Origin of the sequence: Streptomyces sp. Ag82_O1-12, assembly GCF_900182715.1 — a bacterium.
Classification (GTDB): domain Bacteria; phylum Actinomycetota; class Actinomycetes; order Streptomycetales; family Streptomycetaceae; genus Streptomyces; species Streptomyces massasporeus.
This window is the reverse complement of record NZ_FXUW01000001.1, coordinates 7,205,931-7,224,289: the sequence shown is the minus strand read 5'-3', so window position 1 is coordinate 7,224,289 and position 18,359 is coordinate 7,205,931. Positions and strand designations below refer to the sequence as shown.

Here is an 18,359-nt window from a genome sequence, read left to right as displayed (position 1 = left end):
CGGAACAGGCCCTCCTCAGACCGCGATCGGCGTGTAGACGGAGTTCTTCTCGGCGCTCTCCTCGACCGCCGCGAGCACGCGCTGCACCTGTAGCCCGTCGGCGAAGGAGGGTTCGGGGCGGCGGCCCTCGGCGATGGCGTGGACGAGGTCGCGGGCCTGGTGGACGAAGGTGTGCTCGTAGCCGAGGCCATGGCCCGGCGGCCACCAGGCCTCCAGGTAGGGGTGGTCGGGTTCGGTCACGAGGATCCGCCGGAAACCGGCCTCAGCGCCGGGCTCGGTGGCGTCGTGGAAGGACAGCTCGTTCAGCCGCTCCAGGTCGAAGGCGAGCGAGCCGCGCTCCCCGTTGAGTTCGATGCGCAGGGCGTTCTTGCGGCCGGTGGCGTAGCGGGTGGCCTCGAACGAGGCGAGGGCGCCGGAGGGGAAGCGGGCCGTGAACAGCGCGGCGTCGTCGACGGTGACCTGCCCGGTGCCGGCGGACGTGACGGCGGACAGCCCGCTCGTGGCGCCGGTGGGCAGGGGCCTTTCCCGTACGAAGGTCTCCGTCAGCGCGGAGACGCCCGCCAGCGGCTCCCCCACCAGGTACTGCGCGAGGTCGACGATGTGCGCGCCCAGGTCGCCGAGCGAGCCCGAGCCGGCCTGCTCCCTGCGCAGCCGCCAGGTCAGCGGGAACCGCGGGTCGACCAGCCAGTCCTGGAGATACGTCACGCGCACGTGCCGCAGCCTGCCCAGACGGCCCTCGGCGACCATGCGGCGGGCCTGGGCGGTGGCGGGAACCCGGCGGTAGTTGAAGCCGACCATCGCCACCTGGCCGCGGGCGTGGGCCTCTTCGGCCGCCAGCGCCATCGAGGTGGCTTCCTCGACGGTGTTGGCGAGGGGCTTCTCGCACAAGACGTGCTTGCCCGCCGCCAGGGCGGCCAGGGCGATCTCGGCGTGGCTGTCGCCGGGGGTGCAGATGTCGACGAGGTCGACGTCGTCCCGTTCGATCAGGGCCCGCCAGTCGGTCTCGGTGGAGGCCCAGCCGTGCCGGTCGGCCGCAGCGCGGACGGCGGCGGCGTCCCGGCCGCAGATCACGGCCTGCACGGGGTCCAGCGGCAGGTCGAAGACGCGGCCCGCGGTGCGCCAGCCCTGGGAGTGGGCGGCACCCATGAAGGCGTAGCCCACCATCCCCACGCGCAGGGGTGGCTTCCCTGCCTCGGTCCCTTCCGACTGCTCCTGCGGCTGTCCCATACGGGTGTCCTCCTCGTCCTGGTCGGGGTGGCGCACGTGGGGGGTGCGGGGTGGCTCACTTGAAGCCGGTGGACATGTACTGGTCGATGTTGGTCTTGTCGACGACGGCCGAGTAGAGGGTGAGCGACGACGGGATCTCGAACTCGGCGAGGCCCCCGATGCCCTTGCTCTGGCCGAGGGCGCGGGCGAGGTCGATGGCCGAGGCGGCCATGGTCGGCGGGTACAGCACGGTCGCCTTGAGCACGCCGTCGTCCTGCTTGATGGCCTGGAAGGCGGAGAGCGCGCCGGCGCCGCCGACCATGAGGAAGTCGTCGCGCCCGGCCTGCTCGATGGCGCGCAGCGCGCCCACGCCCTGGTCGTCGTCGTGATTCCACAGCGCGTCGAATTTCGACTGGGCCTGGAGCAGCTGGGCCATCTTGGCCTGGCCGGACTCGACGGTGAACTCGGCGGCCTGCCGGGCGACTTTCTTGATGTTGGGGTAGTTCTTCAGGGCGTCGTCGAAGCCCTGGGTGCGCTGCTTGGTGAGCTCCAGGTTGTCCAGACCCGCCAGTTCGATGACGCGGGCACCGGATTTGCCCTTGAGCTTCTCGCCGATGTAGTGCCCGGCGTTGAGACCCATGCCGTAGTTGTCGCCGCCGATCCAGCAGCGGTAGGCCTGCGGGGTGTTGAAGACGCGGTCGAGGTTGACGACCGGGATGCCAGCGCGCATCGCCTTCAGACCGACCTGGGTGAGGGCCTTGCCGTCGGCGGGCAGCACGACCAGGACGTCGACCTTCTTGTTGATGAGGGTCTCGATCTGGCCGATCTGCTGGGCAGTGTCGTTGGAGCCCTCGGTGATCTCCAGGGTGACGTCGGAGTACTTCTCCGCGCGGCTCTTGGCGTTGTCGTTGATGGCGTTGAGCCAGCCGTGGTCGGCCTGCGGTCCGGCGAAGCCGATGGTGACCTGCTTGCCGGGCTTGTCGTCGGCGGCCGGCTGGTCGTTGCCGGCCGGCTCGTCCTTGGAGTCGGACGGCTCGTTGCTCGTGCACCCCGTGAGGAGGGCGCCGGCGGAGACGGCGGCGGCCCCGAAGAGCAGCCCTCTGCGGCTCGTGGTCTCGGTCATGGCGGGTGAACCTTTCCTCAGGTCGTGCCAAGCGGGAGCGGTACGGCTTTCAGGTCGTGCTCGCGGTACGGCGCTGGACCAGCACGGCGGCGACGATGATCGCGCCCTTGGCGATCTGCTGGACGTCGCTCTGCAGGTTGTTCAGGGCGAAGATGTTGGTGATCGTGGTGAAGATCAGGACGCCGAGGACGGAGCCGGTGATGGTGCCCCGGCCGCCGGTGAGGAGGGTGCCGCCGATGATCGCGGCGGCGATGGCGTCGAGTTCGTAGAGGTTGCCGTTGGTGTTCTGGCCGGAGCCGGCCAGGACGATCAGCAGGAAGGCGGCGATGCCGCAGCACAGCCCGGACAGCAGATAGAGGTAGAGCCGCTGGCGGCGGACGTCGATGCCGGCGAGCCGGGCGGCCTCCGGATTGCCGCCGACGGCGACCGTGCGGCGTCCGAAGGTGGTGCGGTTGAGCACCAGCCAGCCGATGACCGTGACGACGGCGAACACCACGACCAGCGGCGGGATGCCGAGGACGTAGGCGTCGCGCTCCCCCAGGTCGAGGACGGACGGCACGGTGACGATCTGCGTCCTGCCGTCGGTGATCTGGAGGGAGAGGCCGCGGGCGGAGGCCAGCATGGCGAGGGTGGCGATGAACGGCACCATCGCGCCGTAGGCGATGAGGACGCCGTTGACCAGACCGCAGCCGACTCCGACGACGACCGCCGTGAAGAGGATGCCGGCGAAGCCGTACTCCTGGGTGGCGACTGTGGTGGCCCACACGGAGGCGAGGGCGACGATCGCGCCGACCGACAGGTCGATGCCGCCGGAGACGATGACGAAGGTCATGCCGACGGTGACGACACCGATCACCGAGGCCTGGGTGAGGACGAGTTGCAGGTTGCGGGTGTCGAGGAACTCGTCGGGCTTGGTGATGCCGCCGATGACGATCAGCACGGCGAGCACGCCGAGCAGGGACAGCGTGCGGACGTCGGCGCGGATCAGCAGGCCGCGCCAGGCGGGGGGCGGGGCCGGGGGCACCTTGTCGGTGCTGCTGTCCAGCGGCGGGGAGACGGGCTGCGTCATGACGCCGGGCTTCCTTCCATGACCAGGTCGAGTACGCGGTGTTCGTCGAGTTCGCGGGCGGGTGCCGTGTGGACGACACGGCCCTCGCGCAGCACCAGCACACGGTCGGCGAGGCCGAGCACCTCGGGCACCTCGCTGGAGACCAGCAGGACGGCGAGGCCCTCGTCGGCGAGCCGGCGGATGACCGCGTAGAGCTCGGCGCGGGCGCCGACGTCGACGCCGCGGGTGGGTTCGTCGAGCAGCAGCACCTTGCAGCCGCGCAGCAACCAGCGGGCGAGGACCGCCTTCTGCTGGTTGCCGCCGGACAGGGTGCGCACGGGCACGGACGGGTTGTCCGGCCGGAGCGACAGCTCGCGGGTCGCGGCCCGGGCGGCACCGAGTTCGGCGCCCCGGTCGATCCAACCGCCGCGCGAGAAGCGGGACATGGAGGAGACCGACACGTTGCGGGTGACGGACTCCAGCATCAGCAGGGCCTGCGCCTTGCGCTCCTCGGGGGCGAGCCCGAGTCCGGCCCGGACGGCGGCCCGTACGCTGCCCGGCTTCAGGGCCCTGCCGTCGACCAGCACCTGACCGGTCGTCGGTTTGCGGGCGCCGTAGACGGTCTCCAGGATCTCGGAGCGGCCCGAGCCGACGAGGCCCGCGAGGCCGACGATCTCACCGGGCCGCACGTCGAGGTCGAGCGTCGCGAACTCGCCCTGCCGCGACAGACCTCGGACCTTCAGCACGGGTTCCGCGGACGGCGGGGAGACGGGCCGGTCCGGGAAGACGTACTCGACGTTGCGGCCGGTCATCAGGGCGACGACCTCGCGGGTCGGGGTCGACTTCGCGGGGAGTCCGCCCGCGACGGCCCGCCCGTCCTTCAGCACCGTCACCCGGTCGCCGATGCGGCGGATCTCCTCCAGGCGGTGCGAGATGTAGACGACGGCGACTCCGGCGGCGGTGAGGTCGCCGACGATGCGGAAGAGGTTGTCGACCTCGTCCGGGTCGAGGGCGGCGGACGGCTCGTCCATCACGATGAGCCGCACGTCGTGGGAGAGCGCCCGCGCCATGGACACGATCTGCTGCTGCGCCGCCGGCAGTTCGCCGACCAGCCGGGCCGGATCGATCTCCGCGTGCCCGAGTCGCTTGAGCAGTGCGGCCGTTGACGCCTTGGCGGTCTTTCCCCGTACGACGAATCCGGCGGCGGTCGGCTCATGCCCCAGGTGGACGTTCTCGGCGACCGACAGGTGCTCCACCAGATCGAGTTCCTGGTAGATGGTGGCGATGCCGAGGCGCATGGCGGCGATCGGCGAGCGCAGCGTCACCTCCTCGCCGCGCCAGCGGATGATCCCCGTGTCGGGCTGGTGGGCGCCGGCCAGGACCTTGATGAGGGTGGACTTGCCGGCCCCGTTCTGGCCGAGCAGGCAGTGCACCTCACCGGCCTGGACGTCGAGGTCGACGCCGTCGAGGGCCCGGACTCCGGGGAACGACTTGGTGATGCCGGACATGCTGAGCAGCGGTGGTTCTGGTGCCATGCGGATTCCCCTTGGCGGACGGGCCGGTGTCAGGGCGCTTGTCGAACAGGCGTGTTCAGGGCAGGGCAGGGCAGAGCGGTGAGCTGTGCTGGTGCGGCCGTACGGAGGTGCGGGCTTACGCGGGTGAGAACAGGTGGTCGCTGATGAGCCGGGCCGCGCCGATGACGCCGGCGGTGGGGCCCAGCTCGCCCAGGACGATGGGCAGGTTGCCGGTCGCCAGGGGCAGCGACTGGCGGTAGACCTGGGTACGGATCGCGGCGAGCAGGGTGTGGCCGAGGCCGGTCACCCCACCGCCGATCACCACCAGGCCGGGGTTGAAGAAGCTGACCAGGCCGGCGATGACCTGGCCGGTGTGGTTGCCGCCCTCGCGGATCAGATCGAGGGCGGTTGCGTCGCCCGCGGCGGCCGCGGCGGAGACGTCGACCGCGGTGAGGCCGCCGTTCGTCTCCAGCCGTGCGGCCAGTTCGGGCGAGAGCCCCTGCTGGGCGGCCTCCGTGGCGTCACGGGCGAGGGCGGCCCCGCTGAAGTGGGCCTCCAGGCAGCCCCGGTTGCCGCAGGCACACGGGCGGCCGTCGGGGACGGCCTGGATGTGCCCGATGTCGCCGGCGCTGCCCGTCGTGCCGCGGTAGACCTCGCCGCCGACGACGATGCCGCAGCCGATGCCGGTGCCGATCTTGACGCAGAGGAAGTCGGCGACGGTGCGGGCGACGCCCGCGTGCTGCTCCCCCATCGCCATGAGGTTCACGTCGTTGTCGACCATGACCGGGCAGCCGAGTTCCTGGCTGAGCGCCTCCCGCACGGGGAAGCCGTCCCAGCCCGGCATGATCGGCGGTGCCACCGGGATGCCCTCGGGGAAGCGGACGGGGCCCGGGACGCCGATGCCGGCGCCGTCGAACCCCTCCGCGAGCCCGGAGGCCCTCAGCTTCGCGGCCATGGCCAGGACCTGCTCGAAGACCGCGACGGGGCCTTCGCGCACGTCCATGGGCTGGTTGAGGTGCCCGAGGGTCTCCAGCTCGGCGTTGGTGACGGCGACGTCGACCGAGGTCGCGCCGATGTCGACGCCGAGGAAGCGCAGTTCGGGGTTGAGCCGGATGTTGTGGGAACGGCGGCCACCGCGCGAGGCGGCGAGTCCGTCGGCCACGACCAGCCTTGTCTCCAGCAGCCGGTCCACCTCCACGGCCAGTTTGGACCGCGAGAGGTCGACCTGGTCGCCGAGCTGGGCCCGGGAGTTGGGTCCGCCGTCGCGCAACAGCCTGAGCAGTCGGGCCTGGTGGGCGTTTCCGGGTCGTGCGGTCATGCGTCTCACGAGCCCCTCCCCGCCTCGATCGGCCTGTGCGCGCCGGTTTTCCGCCACCTCGGTGGCTTGCTTTCGGAGGGAACGTAGCAGCGGCTGCCGGGAGTGGGAAGAAGTCGCGCAGGAATTGGCCCCCACTTCTTCCACTCACAGGACAAAGAAGCGGTGACGGGCGCCCTGCCTCGCGGCTCACGGCTGGGCGTGCCGACGCCACAAAGCCCCGGAGCCATGGGACCCCGGGGCTTCGGACCTACGGATCTGCGGACCTAGGGATCTGCGGATCTGCGGATCTGCGGATCTGCGGATCTGCGGATCTGCGGATCTGCGGATCTGCGGACCTGCGGAGGAGCTACTGAGCTACGAGCGGGTACGCGCGTGGTACGAGCGGCGCGTGTGCTCGGTGTGTTCGCGCATGAGCTGGGTGGCGCGCTGTTCGTCCCGGTCGGAGACCGCCGCGATCAGCTCGCGGTGCTCGATCCAGGACTGGTGGCCGCGCCGACGCGCCACGGGCGTGTAGTACCAGCGCACGCGCCGGTCGACCTGGGCGGCGAGTTCGGCGAGGACGGCGTTGCCGGCGAGCTCCATGATCTTGGCGTGGAAGCGGGCGTTCATGGCGACGGCCCCGTCCACGTCGTCGGCCTCGACGGCCTTCTCGCCCTCGGCGCACAGCGCTTCGAGCGCGGCGATGCCCGCGCTGTTCGCGTTGGCCGCCGCGAGCCGGGCCGCCTCGGCCTCCAGGAGCGTACGGACCGTGAGGAGCTGGTCGGCCTCCTCCTCCGTCGGCTCGTGCACGAACGCGCCCTGGGCGGGCCGCAGATCGACCCACCCCTCGGTGTTGAGCCGCTGCAGCGCCTCGCGCACCGGCTGCCGGGAGACCCCGAGATGCCCGGCGAGTTCACTCTCGACGAGATGCTGGCCGGGCTGCAGCGCGCGGGTGGTGATGAGTTCGAGCAGTGCCTCGTAGACACGGTCGCGCAGCGGGCCCGGGCGTTCCAGCCTGGGTACCGCCCCCTGGGGCAGGCCTGTCGACAGCATCGCGGTCCCCCTCCTCGGCAGGGCCGTGCACAACGCGGCGCGAGCCGGTATCGCCGCAGAATCAGTATTGATTGTCTTTCGTCTACAGTCTACGGCGCACAGGGGCCAGGGCTTCGGGGAGTTGACCGCGTCACACTGCCCTGCCGCCCTGCCGCTCAGGCTGCCAAGGCGCTCAGGCCGCGCAGGGCCTCTCAGGCCACGCAGTGCCGCTCAGGGCCATGCAGTGCCGGTCAGGGGCAGCGCACGACCTGCCCCGCGTACGACAGGTTCCCGCCGAAGCCGAACAGCAGCACCGGATCGCCCGTGGTGAGCGCCCCTTGCTCGACCAGCTTCGAGAAGGCCAGCGGGATGCTCGCGGCCGAGGTGTTGCCGGACTCCGTCACATCGCGCGCGACGACCGCGTTGACGGCGCCGATCTTCTCCGCGAGGGGTTCGATGATGCGCAGGTTCGCCTGGTGCAGCACCACTCCGGCGAGGTCGGCCGGCTCCAGCCCGGCCCGCTCGCAGGCCCGGCGCGCGATGGGCGGCAGCTGTGTGGTGGCCCAGCGGTAGACGCTCTGCCCTTCCTGTGCGAAGCGCGGCGGAGTGCCCTCAATGCGCACCGCGTTGCCCATCTCGGGAACCGAGCCCCACAGCACCGGTCCGATGGCCGGCTCTCCGGAGGCCTCGACCACCGCGGCCCCGGCCCCGTCGCCGACGAGCACGCATGTGGTGCGGTCGCTCCAGTCGGTCACCTCGGACATCTTGTCGGCCCCGATGACCAGCACCCGGCTCGCGCCCCCCGCGCGGACGGCGTGGTCGGCGGTGGCCAGGGCGTGGGTGAAGCCCGCGCACACGACGTTGAGGTCCATGGTGGCGGCCTGCGGGATGCCCAGGCGGGCCGCGGCCCTGGCCGCCATGTTGGGCGAGCGGTCGACAGCCGTGGAGGTGGCGACCAGCACCAGGTCGATGTCCGCCGGGGTCAGTCCGGCGGCGGCGAGGGCCTTGGCGGCGGCGTGGGCGGCCAGCTCGTCGACCGGCTCGTCGGGTCCGGCGATGTGACGCGTGCGGATGCCCACCCGGCTCCTGATCCACTCGTCACTGGTGTCCACCAGGTCCGCCAGGTCCTCGTTGGTGAGGACCTTGGCGGGCTGGTAGTGGCCGACGGCGGCGATGCGCGAGCCGTTCATTGGGTGGATCCCCCTCGTTGCCTTGGGTAGCGGATCCACCAGTCTGATCAGTGACTCACGGGTACGACGGCAGCCAAGGCGACAGGAAACCGGCGCCGGGGTTGTCAGCTTCGGTCAGGAGCTCGGACGCCCGGACACCTGTCGAACGCCCACCCACCACCGCCTCCTCCTGCCCGCGCCCCGGCTCCCACTCGCGCCCCGGCCCCTAGCCGGTGAACAGCTGCGTCGCCTTGCGGACGAGTTCGTACAGCCCGTAGGCGAGCGGTGCGCCCACCCACACCCAGGCGAGGGCGATCAGCCACCGCCGGTCCGGGTTAGGCGGGCTCTGACTGCTGTCGCTCGACATGGGCGGCCTCCTTCGGGGCGGGGACGTGGTGGCGGGGGTCGACGGGCCGCACCAGTTCGTTGGCGACGAAGCCGACGACGAGCAGCCCGATCATGATGACGAACGACAGCCCGTACAGGGACGCGCCGTGCCGGCCCGCCTCCTCCTGCCGGTCGGCGATCCAGTTCACGATCAGCGGTCCGAGCACCCCGGCCGTGGACCAGGCGGTGAGCAGCCGCCCGTGGATGGCGCCGACCTGGTACGTACCGAACAAATCCTTCAGATAGGCCGGAACCGTGGCGAAACCACCGCCGTAGAAGGAGAGGATGACCAGCGCGCACAGGACGAACAGCGGTTTGGAGGAGTCCCCGAACAGGGCGATGAGGGCGTACATCAGGGCGCCGGCGCCCAGGTAGACGCGGTAGATGTTCTTTCGGCCGATGAGGTCGGACGTCGAGGACCAGCCGATACGGCCGGCCATGTTCGCCGCGGACAGCAGCGCGACGAAGCCGGCGGCGGCCGTCACCGACACCGGGGTGGAGGTGTCCGCGAAGAAGTCCGTGATCATCGGCGCGGCCTTCTCCAGGATGCCGATGCCGGCGGTGACGTTCATGCAGAGCACGATCCACAGCAGCCAGAACTGTGGGGTGCGCAGCGCCCGTTTCGCGGAGACCTGCGGGCCCGCGAGGACACCGGGACCGCTCACCACGGGCTTCTCGGTGCGGGGCACCCGGACCAACAGCACACCCAGCAGCATGAACACCGCGTACGACAGCCCGTGCACCAGGAAGGCCAGCGCGATGCCGGCGCTGTCGCTGCCGAACGACTCCAGCATCTGGGCCGACCACGGCGAGGCGATGAGCGCGCCGCCGCCGAAGCCCATGATGGCGATGCCGGTGGCCATGCCGGGCCGGTCCGGGAACCACTTGATCAGCGTGGAGACGGGCGAGATGTAGCCGATACCGAGACCGATGCCGCCGACGAAGCCGTAGCCGAGGACGATCAGCCAGTACTGCTCCAGGGACGCGCCCAGCGCGGAGAGCAGGAAGCCGGAGGAGAAGCAGAGCAGCGCGACGGTCATCGCCCAGCGCGGGCCGTTGCGCTCCACGAGGGTGCCGCCGAACGCGGCGGACAGGCCGAGCATGACGATGCCCAGCTGGAAGGGCAGCGCGCTCTGGGTGCCGCTGAGACCGAGCGCGGACTCCAGGGGCGGTTTGAACACGCTCCAGGCGTAGGCCTGGCCGATGGAGAGATGTACGGAGAGAGCGGCGGGCGGGACGAGCCAGCGGCTCCAGCCCGGGGGCGCGACTGGGGGACTCATGAACCCCGGACGGTAGGGATCCGCGCGGGAGTTGAGAAGACGCGGCGTCGACCGTATGCGGTGAACGGTATGCGGCATGCGCCGAACGGTCGGCGCACGGACCCTTGCCGCCCCAACCTCCATACTGTAGACAATATTTCGTCGACACAAGCCGTCCGCGCCACGCGACCCGTGGGCGGCCGGACGGCAGCCACCTCCGCGGTATCCCTCAAACCGAACGGAGTGTTCCCGTGAAAGTCGCAGTTCTCGGCGCCGGTGCCATCGGCGCCTACGTCGGCGCCGCGCTCCACCGCGCGGGCGCCGAGGTGCATCTCATCGCCCGTGGACCGCATCTGGCGGCCATGAGGCAGCACGGAGTCCGGGTGCGCAGCCCACGCGGCGACTTCACCGCGCACCCCCACGCCACCGACGACCCGGCCGACGTCGGCCCGGTCGACCATGTCTTCCTGGGCCTGAAGGCCAACGCGTACGCGGCGTGCGGGCCGCTGATCGCGCCCTTGCTGCACGAGACGACCTCGGTCGTCGCGGCCCAGAACGGCATCCCCTGGTGGTACTTTCACCGGCACGGCGGACCGTACGACGGCCATCGTGTCGAGAGTGTCGACCCCGGCGGCGCGGTCAGTGCGGTGCTCGCGCCCGAACGGGCCATCGGCTGTGTCGTCTACGCGGCGACCGAACTCGAAGGGCCGGGCGTCGTACGGCACTTGGAGGGCACGAGATTCTCCGTCGGCGAGCCGGACCGCAGCCGCTCCGCGCGCTGCCTCGCGTTCAGCGAGGCCATGCAGGCGGGCGGGCTGAAGTGCCCCGTCGAACCGGACCTGCGCAGCGACATCTGGGTCAAGCTGCTCGGCAACATCTCCTTCAACCCGATCAGCGCCCTGGCCCGCGCGACCATGCGGCAGATGTGCCTGCACGGCGGCACCCGCAAGGTCATCGAGATCATGATGACCGAGACGCTGGCGGTCGCCGAGGCCCTCGGCTGCGAGGTCGGTGTCACCGTCGAACGCCGGCTCGCCGGTGCCGAGCGGGTCGGCGACCACCGCACCTCCACGCTCCAGGACCTGGAGCGCGGCAAACCGCTCGAACTCGACGTCTTGCTCGCGGCGGTCGTCGAACTGGCGGAGATCACCGGCGTGGAGGTGCCCACCCTGCGCACCGTGCACGCCATCTCGGACCTGCTCGCGCTGAGGAGCGCCGCATGAGGAAACGCGACCGGACCCCCACGACCTACACCCGGCTCACCCACCCGCTCGTCCGGGACTCCCGCGACGAGCCGTTCCGGCAGGCCACCTGGGAGGAGGCCCTGGACCGGGCCGCCCGGGGCCTCGGGCGCAACCGCGACGCCTTCGGCATGTTCAGCTGCGCCCGCGCCACCAACGAGATGAACTACGTGGCGCAGAAGTTCGCCCGGGTCGTCATGGGCACCAACAACGTCGACTCCTGCAACCGCACCTGTCACGCCCCGAGCGTGGCGGGCCTGTCGGCGGCGTTCGGCTCGGGCGGCGGGACGTCGTCGTACGAGGAGATCGAGCACACCGACGTCATCGTGATGTGGGGCTCCAACGCCCGGTTCGCGCACCCGATCTTCTTCCAGCACGTGCTGAAGGGCGTCAGGAACGGCGCCCGGATGTACGCGGTCGATCCGCGCCGGACGTCGACCGCCGAGTGGGCGGAGAGCTGGATGGGGCTCAACGTCGGCACGGACATCCCGATGGCGCACGCGATCGGCCGCGAGATCATCCACGCGGGGCTCGCGAACGAGGCGTTCATCGAGCGGGCCACGACCGGCTTCGAGGAGTACAAGGCCCTGGTCGAGCCGTGGACGCTGTCGCTCGCCGAGAAGGTGACGGGCGTACCGGCGGCGGCGATCCGGGAGCTGGCGCACGCCTACGGCCGTGCCGAGCGGGCCCAGTTGTGCTGGACCCTGGGCATCACCGAGCACCACAACGGCACCGACAACGTCCGCGCCCTGATCAACCTGTCGCTGCTCACCGGGCACGTCGGCCGCTACGGCTCGGGCCTGCAGCCCCTGCGCGGGCAGAACAACGTACAGGGCGGCGGCGACATGGGCGCGATCCCCAACCGGCTGCCCGGCTTCCAGGACATCCTGGACGCCGGCGTTCGTCTGAAGTTCGAGTCGGCCTGGGACACCGTGATCCGGCCGCACTACGGCCTGAACCTCACGGAGATGTTCGAGGCGATGGAGGACGGCACGCTCAAGGCCGTCTACTGCATCGGCGAGAACCCCGCGCAGTCCGAGGCGGACAGCGAGCAGGCCGTACGGCGGCTGAATGCCCTGGACTTCCTGGTCGTGCAGGACATCTTCCTCACGAAGACGGCCCAGCTCGCGGACGTCGTCCTGCCGGCCACCGCAGGCTGGGCGGAGACCGACGGCACGACCACCAACAGCGAGCGGCGCGTCCAGCGCGTCCGCAAGGCCGTCGCCCCGCCCGGCGAGGCCCGCGAGGACATCGACATCATCTGCGACCTCGCGGCCCGGCTCGGGCACGACTGGAAGTACGCCGACGCCGAGACCGTGTGGAACGAACTGAGGTCCGTCTCGCCCGACCACTACGGCATGACGTACGAGCGTCTGGAGGAGCACCAGGGCATCCAGTGGCCCTGCCCGAGCACGAACGGGATCGAACCGACGTATCTGCACGGGCGGTTGTGGGATTCCGACCCGGCGCGGCGCGGCCCGCTCGCGCCGTTCGGGATCGTGCAGCACGACCCGCCCGTGGACCTCACCGACGAGCGGTACCCAATCCGGCTCACCACCGGACGGCGGCTCGACTCGTACAACACCGGGGTGCAGAGCGGCGGTTACGCCTCGCCACTGCGGCGCGGCGAGTTCATCGAGCTGAGCCCGGAGGACGCCGAGCGTCACGGGGTCGTGGTCGGCGAGCACGTCCAGGTGACCTCGCGGCGCGGGTCGGTGACCGCGCCGGTGTGGGTGGACACCGCGCTGCGGCCGGGGCTCGCCTTCATGACCATGCACTTCCCGGACGAGGTGGACACCAACCAGCTGACGATCGAGGCGAACTGCCCGATCGCGGGGACGGCGGAGTTCAAGGCGTCGGCGATCCGGATCGAGAAGCTGCCCATCGCGACCATCGTGGGGTGACGTAAGTGGACCTGCACTTCGGTGACAGCAAGCCGACGGACGAGGAGCGGGCGGCCGTCGACGCCCTGCTCGGGCCGCCGGAGTCCTCCTGGGAGGGCGCCGACCGTTCCGACGCCGATCTGAGGTGGGCGCGTGGCGGACGCGAGGCCCGGGACCGCCGCGACCTGCTGCTGCCGGGGCTGCACGCCGTCAACGACCGGATCGGCTGGATCAGCGAGGGCGCCCTGGACTACCTGTGCCGGCGGCTGACGGTGCCGCCGGCGGAGGCCTACGGGGTCGCCACCTTCTACGCCATGTTCTCGGTCAAGCCCCGTCCGGCGACCGTGCTCCACGTGTGCACGGACCTGGCGTGCGCGGCGGCCGGGGCGCCGGAGCTGTGTGCCGGGATCGAGGCGCGGCTGGGCCTCGGCAGCGGGGTGAGCGTCGAGCGCAGCCCGTGCCTGGGCCTGTGCGAACGGGCCCCGGCCGCGCTCGCGATCAAGGCCGGGGATCCCGTCCGTACGGCGGTCTCGGCGCCGGCGACCGTCGAGGAGGCCGTGCTCGCCGCGTCCTCGCCCGGCTCAGCGCCCGAGGAGCCGCAGGCCGCGCTGGCGGTGCCCCAGGCGGGACAGGACGGGCTGATGCTGCTGCACCGCGTCGGCGTGGTCGACCCGTCGTCCCTCGACGACTACCGCGCCCACGGCGGTTACACCGCCCTGCGCCGGGCCTTCGAGCTGGGTCCCGCCGGGGTCATCCGCGAGGTCAGCGACTCGGGCCTGGTCGGGCGCGGCGGCGCCGCCTTTCCCACCGGCCGCAAATGGCAGGCGACGGCGTCGCAGCCCGACCATCCGCACTACCTCGTCTGCAACGCCGACGAGTCGGAGCCTGGCACCTTCAAGGACCGGGTGCTCATGGAGGGCGACCCGTACGCGCTCGTCGAGGCGATGACGATCGCCGGGTACGCCACCGGCGCCCACCGGGGCTACCTGTATCTGCGCGGCGAGTACCCGCGCGCCCTGCACCTGCTGGAGCACGCGATCACGCAGGCTCGTGCGCGCGGACTGCTCGGCGACGACGTCCTCGGGCAGGGCTACGCCTTCGACATCGAGATCCGGCGCGGCGCGGGCGCCTACATCTGCGGTGAGGAGACGGCCCTGTTCAACTCCATCGAGGGCTACCGGGGCGAGCCTCGCTCCAAGCCCCCGTTCCCGGTGGAGAAGGGCCTGTTCGGCAAGCCGACGGTCGAGAACAACGTCGAGACGCTGGTCAACGTCCTGCCGATCCTGACCATGGGCGCCCCGGCGTACGCGGCGATCGGCACCGGGCGCTCCACCGGTCCGAAGCTGTTCTGCGTGTCCGGGAGTGTGGAGCGGCCCGGCGTCTACGAGGTGCCGTTCGGCGCGACGCTGGGCGAGGTGCTCACGCTGGCCGGGGTGCGCGAGGGACTGCGGGCGGTGCTGCTCGGCGGGGCCGCCGGCGGTTTCGTACGAGCCGACGAGGTGGACGTGCCGCTCACCTTCGAAGGGACGCGGGAGGCGGGCACGACGCTCGGCTCGGGGGTCGTCCTGGCCTTCGACGGCAGCGTGCCCCTGCCCCGGCTGCTGCTGCGCATCGCGGAGTTCTTCCGCGACGAGTCGTGCGGGCAGTGCGTGCCCTGCCGGGTCGGGACGGTGCGGCAGGAGGAGGCACTGCACCGGATCGTGGAGCGCACGGGCGCCGACGCCGCCGGGGACATCGCGCTGCTGCGGGAGGTCGGCCGCGCCATGCGGGACGCCTCGATCTGCGGTCTGGGGCAGACCGCGTGGAACGCCGTGGAATCCGCCATCGACCGTCTGGGGGCGTACGAATGACCGTCACACCGCTGGGGATCCCGCGCCGCATGCTGGAGTTCACCATCGACGGCGAGGAGGCCCGGGTCCCCGAGGGCTCGACCATCCTGGACGCCTGCCGGGCGGCCGGGAAGGACATCCCGATCCTGTGCGAGGGCGACACCCTGCGCCCCAAGAACGCCTGCCGCGTCTGCGTCGTCGAGGTCGAGGGGGCCAGGACGCTGGTCCCGGCCTGCTCCCGCAAGGCCGAGCCGGGCATGGAGGTCCGCACGGACACCGAGCGCGCCCGGCACAGCCGCAAGGTCGTCCTGGAGCTGCTCGCGTCGTCGGTCGACCTGTCGACGACGCCGAAGGTCGCCGGGTGGCTCAAGGAGTACGAGGCGAAGCCGGACCGCTTCGGCCCGGACGCGGCCCGCCTCAACGAGGAGCCGAAGGTCGACAACGACCTGTACGTGCGCGACTACGACAAGTGCATCCTCTGCTACAAGTGCGTCGACGCCTGTGGCGACCAGTGGCAGAACTCGTTCGCGATCTCGGTCGCCGGGCGCGGTTTCGACGCCCGGATCGCCGTGGAGCACGACGCGCCGCTGACCGACTCGGCGTGCGTGTACTGCGGGAACTGCATCGAGGTGTGCCCCACGGGCGCGCTGTCCTTCAAGTCCGAGTTCGACATGCGCGCGGCGGGCACCTGGGACGAGTCGCGGCAGACGGAGACGACCACGGTGTGCGCGTACTGCGGAGTGGGCTGCAACCTGACGCTGCACGTGCAGGACAATGAGATCGTGAAGGTCACCTCGCCGCACGACAACCCGGTGACCCACGGCAACCTCTGCATCAAGGGCCGCTTCGGCTACCAGCACGTACAGAACCGGGACTGATCGGGACATGGGACGAGTCACGGAACGACGCAAGGTGATCCGCATCCGGGACGGGGTGGTCTCCGGCCGCCCGGACACGCTCGTCGCCGAGGAGCCGATGGAGATCCGGCTCAACGGCAAGCCCCTGGCGATCACCATGCGCACCCCGGGTGACGACTTCGCGCTGGCCGCGGGGTTCCTGGTGAGCGAGGGGGTGCTGGCCGGGCAGCAGGACCTGCACAACATCGTCTACTGCGCCGGAGCGACGGCCGAGGGCTCGAACACGTACAACGTGGTCGATGTGAAGACGGCCCCGGGGGTGGTCATCCCCGACATCACGCTGGAGCGCAACGTCTACACCACGTCCTCCTGCGGGCTGTGCGGCAAGGCGTCGCTGGACGCGGTGCGCACCACGGCCCGGTGGCCCATCGCCGACACTCCCCCGGTCCGGATCTCCCCCGAGCTGCTCGCGAGCCTCCCCGACCGGCTGCGCGCGGCCCAGCGGGTCTTCGACCGGACCGGGGGCCTGCACGCGGCGGCCCTGTTCTCGGAAGAGGGCGAGCTGCTGGACGTCCGGGAGGACGTGGGCCGGCACAACGCGGTCGACAAGCTGGTCGGCCGTGCCCTGCAGAACGGGGAGCTGCCGCTGTCCCGGACGGTCCTGCTCGTCTCGGGCCGGGCCTCCTTCGAGCTGGCGCAGAAGGCCGTGATGGCGGGCATCCCCGTGCTGGCGGCGGTGTCGGCGCCGTCCTCGCTGGCGGTGGACCTGGCCGCCGAGACGGGCCTGACGCTGGTGGGCTTCCTGCGGGGCAGCTCCATGAACGTGTACGCGGGTGAGGACCGGATCGCTGTGCGGGCCGCGGCCGCCCAGGGCTGAGCAGGTCCTTCCCGCGGCACGGCGGCGGGGCCCCGACCGGCGGGGAGCGCCCCCTGCGCCGCAGGGGCCCCGTCTCGGCCTGCCCGGGGCGTCCCGCCTAGTCGGCCGTGGCGGATATCCGGAGCAGCATCGCCATGAACTGCTCCCGCTCCGCCGCGGACAGCGGTGCGAGCAGTTCGTCGTTGGCGGCGCGGGCCGCCTTCTCGCACCGCTTCAGCAGCCGTGCTCCCCGCTCCGTGAGGGACACCGCGTTCTTGCGACGGTCCTTCGGGTCGGGCTCGCGGACCACCAGGCCGGCCGACTGGAGGTCGTTGAGCACGCCGACCAGGTCCTTGGGGTCCAGCCGGACCCCGCGGCCGAGGTCGGCCTGGGCGACGGGTGCGAGGTCGCGGACGGCGGACAGCACCACGTGGTGCCACATCCGCATGTCCTCCGCGGCCAGCGCCTCGGCCACCAGGGCCCGGCCGCGGGCGGCGGCACGGCCGAGCAGCCAGCTGGGCAGGGAGCGGATCGCGGGGAGGGGGGCTTCCGACATGGGCGCAGCCTAACCACAAAATCGTTGGTTCTTCCTATGATCCTCCTATACCGTTGGGCTCCCCAATGAATTCATGGGGACCACCCACGACCCCGGAGGTGCGATGCGCCGCGTCCGCTACGAATCCCGAGGCGGCCCCCTGTTCGTGGAGGAGGCACCGCTCCCCCGACCCGGCCCCGGAGAGCTGCTCGTGCGCGCGGAGGCCATCGGCGTGACGCTCCCGGTCGTCCGCAAGGTCACCGAGGCGGAGGAGCCCGTCCCGCTCGGCGGCGAGATCGCCGGCGAGGTCGTGGCCGTCGGCGAGGGCGTCTCGGACTTCGGCACCGGCGACCGGGTGACCGGGCTCTGCTTCGGTCACGGCTACGCCGACTTCGCGCTGCTGCACGAGGCCATGGCCTCGCCGGTTCCGGCAAACGCGAGCGCCGTCGACGCGGTCGCCCTGGTCCGCAGCGGACTGGTCGCCCTCGGCGCCCTGGAGGCGGCCCGCCCCGAGCCGGGCGAGGCGGCCCTGGTCACCGCGGCCGCGAGCGGCGTCGGCCACCTGGCCCTGCAACTGGCCAGGACGCGCGGCGCCGGACGGGTCGTGGGGGCCGTCTCCGACGCGGCCAAGGCCGACTTCGTCCGGGGCCTCGGCGCCGACCACGTCATCACGTACGGCGACACCGGCTGGGGCACCCCGGTCGACTACGTCCTGGACGCGGTCGGCGGCGAGCTGCTCACCCCGGCCCTGCACGCGCTCGTCCCCGAGGGGAGGCTGGTGGCGTACAGCTCGGGCGGCGGCACCATCCAGGCGTACGACCTGCTCGTGGGCGCCAAGGCGGTGATCGGGTTCCAGATGGCCCGTATCGCCCGCGGCAAGCCGGAGTTGTACGAGCGGTGGCGCGAGGAACTGTGGCGGTTGTTCGCCGCGAAGGAGCTCAGGCCGGTCGTGCACGGGGAGTTCGCCCTGGAGGACGCGGCCAAGGCGCACGGGGAGATCGAGGGCCGGTCCAACCTGGGCAAGGTCGTCCTGATCCCCTGACGCACGCTTCTTGTGGGGGGTCTGTGCACCCAAGTACCGTCTGTGGCCCACACATTGGACGTGGGATGTCCGGATGACCGG

General features: G+C 71.5%; 16 protein-coding genes. 6 read left to right on the top strand and 10 right to left on the bottom strand.

Features of this window, described 5'->3' with window-relative positions; all coding sequences use genetic code 11:
- Positions 1–15 precede the first annotated feature (15 nt).
- The 9 genes from QOL88_RS32920 to QOL88_RS32880 form a co-directional block, all read right to left on the bottom strand.
- Positions 16–1,227, bottom strand: coding sequence for a Gfo/Idh/MocA family protein (locus tag QOL88_RS32920; RefSeq protein WP_097223285.1), 1,212 nt, complete (start codon positions 1,225–1,227; stop codon positions 16–18).
- A gap of 55 nt (positions 1,228–1,282) precedes the next feature.
- Complete coding sequence (locus QOL88_RS32915; RefSeq protein ID WP_097221887.1) at positions 1,283–2,329, bottom strand: substrate-binding domain-containing protein; 1,047 nt, start codon at positions 2,327–2,329, stop codon at positions 1,283–1,285.
- A gap of 49 nt (positions 2,330–2,378) precedes the next feature.
- Positions 2,379–3,398 (bottom strand): ABC transporter permease, encoded by a 1,020-nt coding sequence (locus tag QOL88_RS32910; RefSeq protein ID WP_097221886.1) that lies wholly within the window; start codon positions 3,396–3,398, stop codon positions 2,379–2,381.
- On the bottom strand, positions 3,395–4,912 hold the full coding sequence (locus tag QOL88_RS32905) for a sugar ABC transporter ATP-binding protein (RefSeq protein ID WP_097221885.1): 1,518 nt from the start codon (positions 4,910–4,912) through the stop codon (positions 3,395–3,397). Before QOL88_RS32905 ends, QOL88_RS32910 begins: the two co-directional genes overlap by 4 nt.
- Before the next feature lie 115 nt (positions 4,913–5,027).
- Positions 5,028–6,209 carry an ROK family protein gene (locus tag QOL88_RS32900; RefSeq protein WP_097221884.1) on the bottom strand — a complete coding sequence of 394 codons (1,182 nt, stop codon included), beginning with the start codon at positions 6,207–6,209 and terminating at the stop codon, positions 5,028–5,030.
- 354 nt (positions 6,210–6,563) lie between these two features.
- On the bottom strand, positions 6,564–7,241 hold the full coding sequence (locus QOL88_RS32895) for a GntR family transcriptional regulator (RefSeq protein WP_097221883.1): 678 nt from the start codon (positions 7,239–7,241) through the stop codon (positions 6,564–6,566).
- Between the two features lie 230 nt (positions 7,242–7,471).
- On the bottom strand, positions 7,472–8,410 hold the full coding sequence (locus QOL88_RS32890; RefSeq protein WP_097221882.1) for a beta-ketoacyl-ACP synthase III: 939 nt from the start codon (positions 8,408–8,410) through the stop codon (positions 7,472–7,474).
- 205 nt (positions 8,411–8,615) lie between these two features.
- A complete protein-coding gene (locus QOL88_RS32885) occupies positions 8,616–8,756 on the bottom strand; it encodes an MFS transporter small subunit (RefSeq protein ID WP_179879022.1) in 141 nt (46 codons plus the stop codon).
- The gene (locus QOL88_RS32880) at positions 8,725–10,056 is read right to left on the bottom strand and encodes an OFA family MFS transporter (protein ID WP_097221881.1); all 1,332 of its coding nucleotides are present in this window, start codon (positions 10,054–10,056) and stop codon (positions 8,725–8,727) included. Before QOL88_RS32880 ends, QOL88_RS32885 begins: the two co-directional genes overlap by 32 nt.
- A 230-nt stretch (positions 10,057–10,286) precedes the next feature.
- On the opposite strand from QOL88_RS32880, the gene QOL88_RS32875 reads away from it, so the two are divergent.
- Genes QOL88_RS32875 through fdhD form a run of 5 tightly spaced genes read left to right on the top strand, consistent with a single transcriptional unit; the run spans position 10,287 to position 16,722 of the window.
- Positions 10,287–11,258, top strand: a complete 972-nt coding sequence (locus QOL88_RS32875; RefSeq protein WP_097221880.1) for a 2-dehydropantoate 2-reductase — start codon at positions 10,287–10,289, stop codon at positions 11,256–11,258.
- Positions 11,255–13,180 (top strand): molybdopterin oxidoreductase family protein, encoded by a 1,926-nt coding sequence (locus tag QOL88_RS32870; RefSeq protein ID WP_097221879.1) that lies wholly within the window; start codon positions 11,255–11,257, stop codon positions 13,178–13,180. The genes QOL88_RS32875 and QOL88_RS32870 overlap by 4 nt, the downstream gene beginning before the upstream one ends.
- 5 nt (positions 13,181–13,185) lie before the next feature.
- Positions 13,186–15,009 (top strand): NAD(P)H-dependent oxidoreductase subunit E, encoded by a 1,824-nt coding sequence (locus tag QOL88_RS32865; RefSeq protein ID WP_097221878.1) that lies wholly within the window; start codon positions 13,186–13,188, stop codon positions 15,007–15,009.
- Positions 15,006–15,866 (top strand): 2Fe-2S iron-sulfur cluster-binding protein, encoded by an 861-nt coding sequence (locus tag QOL88_RS32860; protein ID WP_097221877.1) that lies wholly within the window; start codon positions 15,006–15,008, stop codon positions 15,864–15,866. The genes QOL88_RS32865 and QOL88_RS32860 overlap by 4 nt, the downstream gene beginning before the upstream one ends.
- A gap of 7 nt (positions 15,867–15,873) precedes the next feature.
- Positions 15,874–16,722, top strand: coding sequence for a formate dehydrogenase accessory sulfurtransferase FdhD (fdhD, locus tag QOL88_RS32855; protein WP_097221876.1), 849 nt, complete (start codon positions 15,874–15,876; stop codon positions 16,720–16,722).
- Positions 16,723–16,819: 97 nt separating this feature from the next.
- Here the strand turns inward: fdhD and QOL88_RS32850 are convergent, their stop codons facing one another.
- Positions 16,820–17,257: a MarR family winged helix-turn-helix transcriptional regulator gene (locus tag QOL88_RS32850; protein WP_097221875.1), complete on the bottom strand. Its 438-nt coding sequence runs from the start codon at positions 17,255–17,257 to the stop codon at positions 16,820–16,822.
- Positions 17,258–17,360: 103 nt separating this feature from the next.
- On the opposite strand from QOL88_RS32850, the gene QOL88_RS32845 reads away from it, so the two are divergent.
- Positions 17,361–18,278 carry a quinone oxidoreductase family protein gene (locus QOL88_RS32845; RefSeq protein WP_097223284.1) on the top strand — a complete coding sequence of 306 codons (918 nt, stop codon included), beginning with the start codon at positions 17,361–17,363 and terminating at the stop codon, positions 18,276–18,278.
- Positions 18,279–18,359 lie beyond the last annotated feature (81 nt).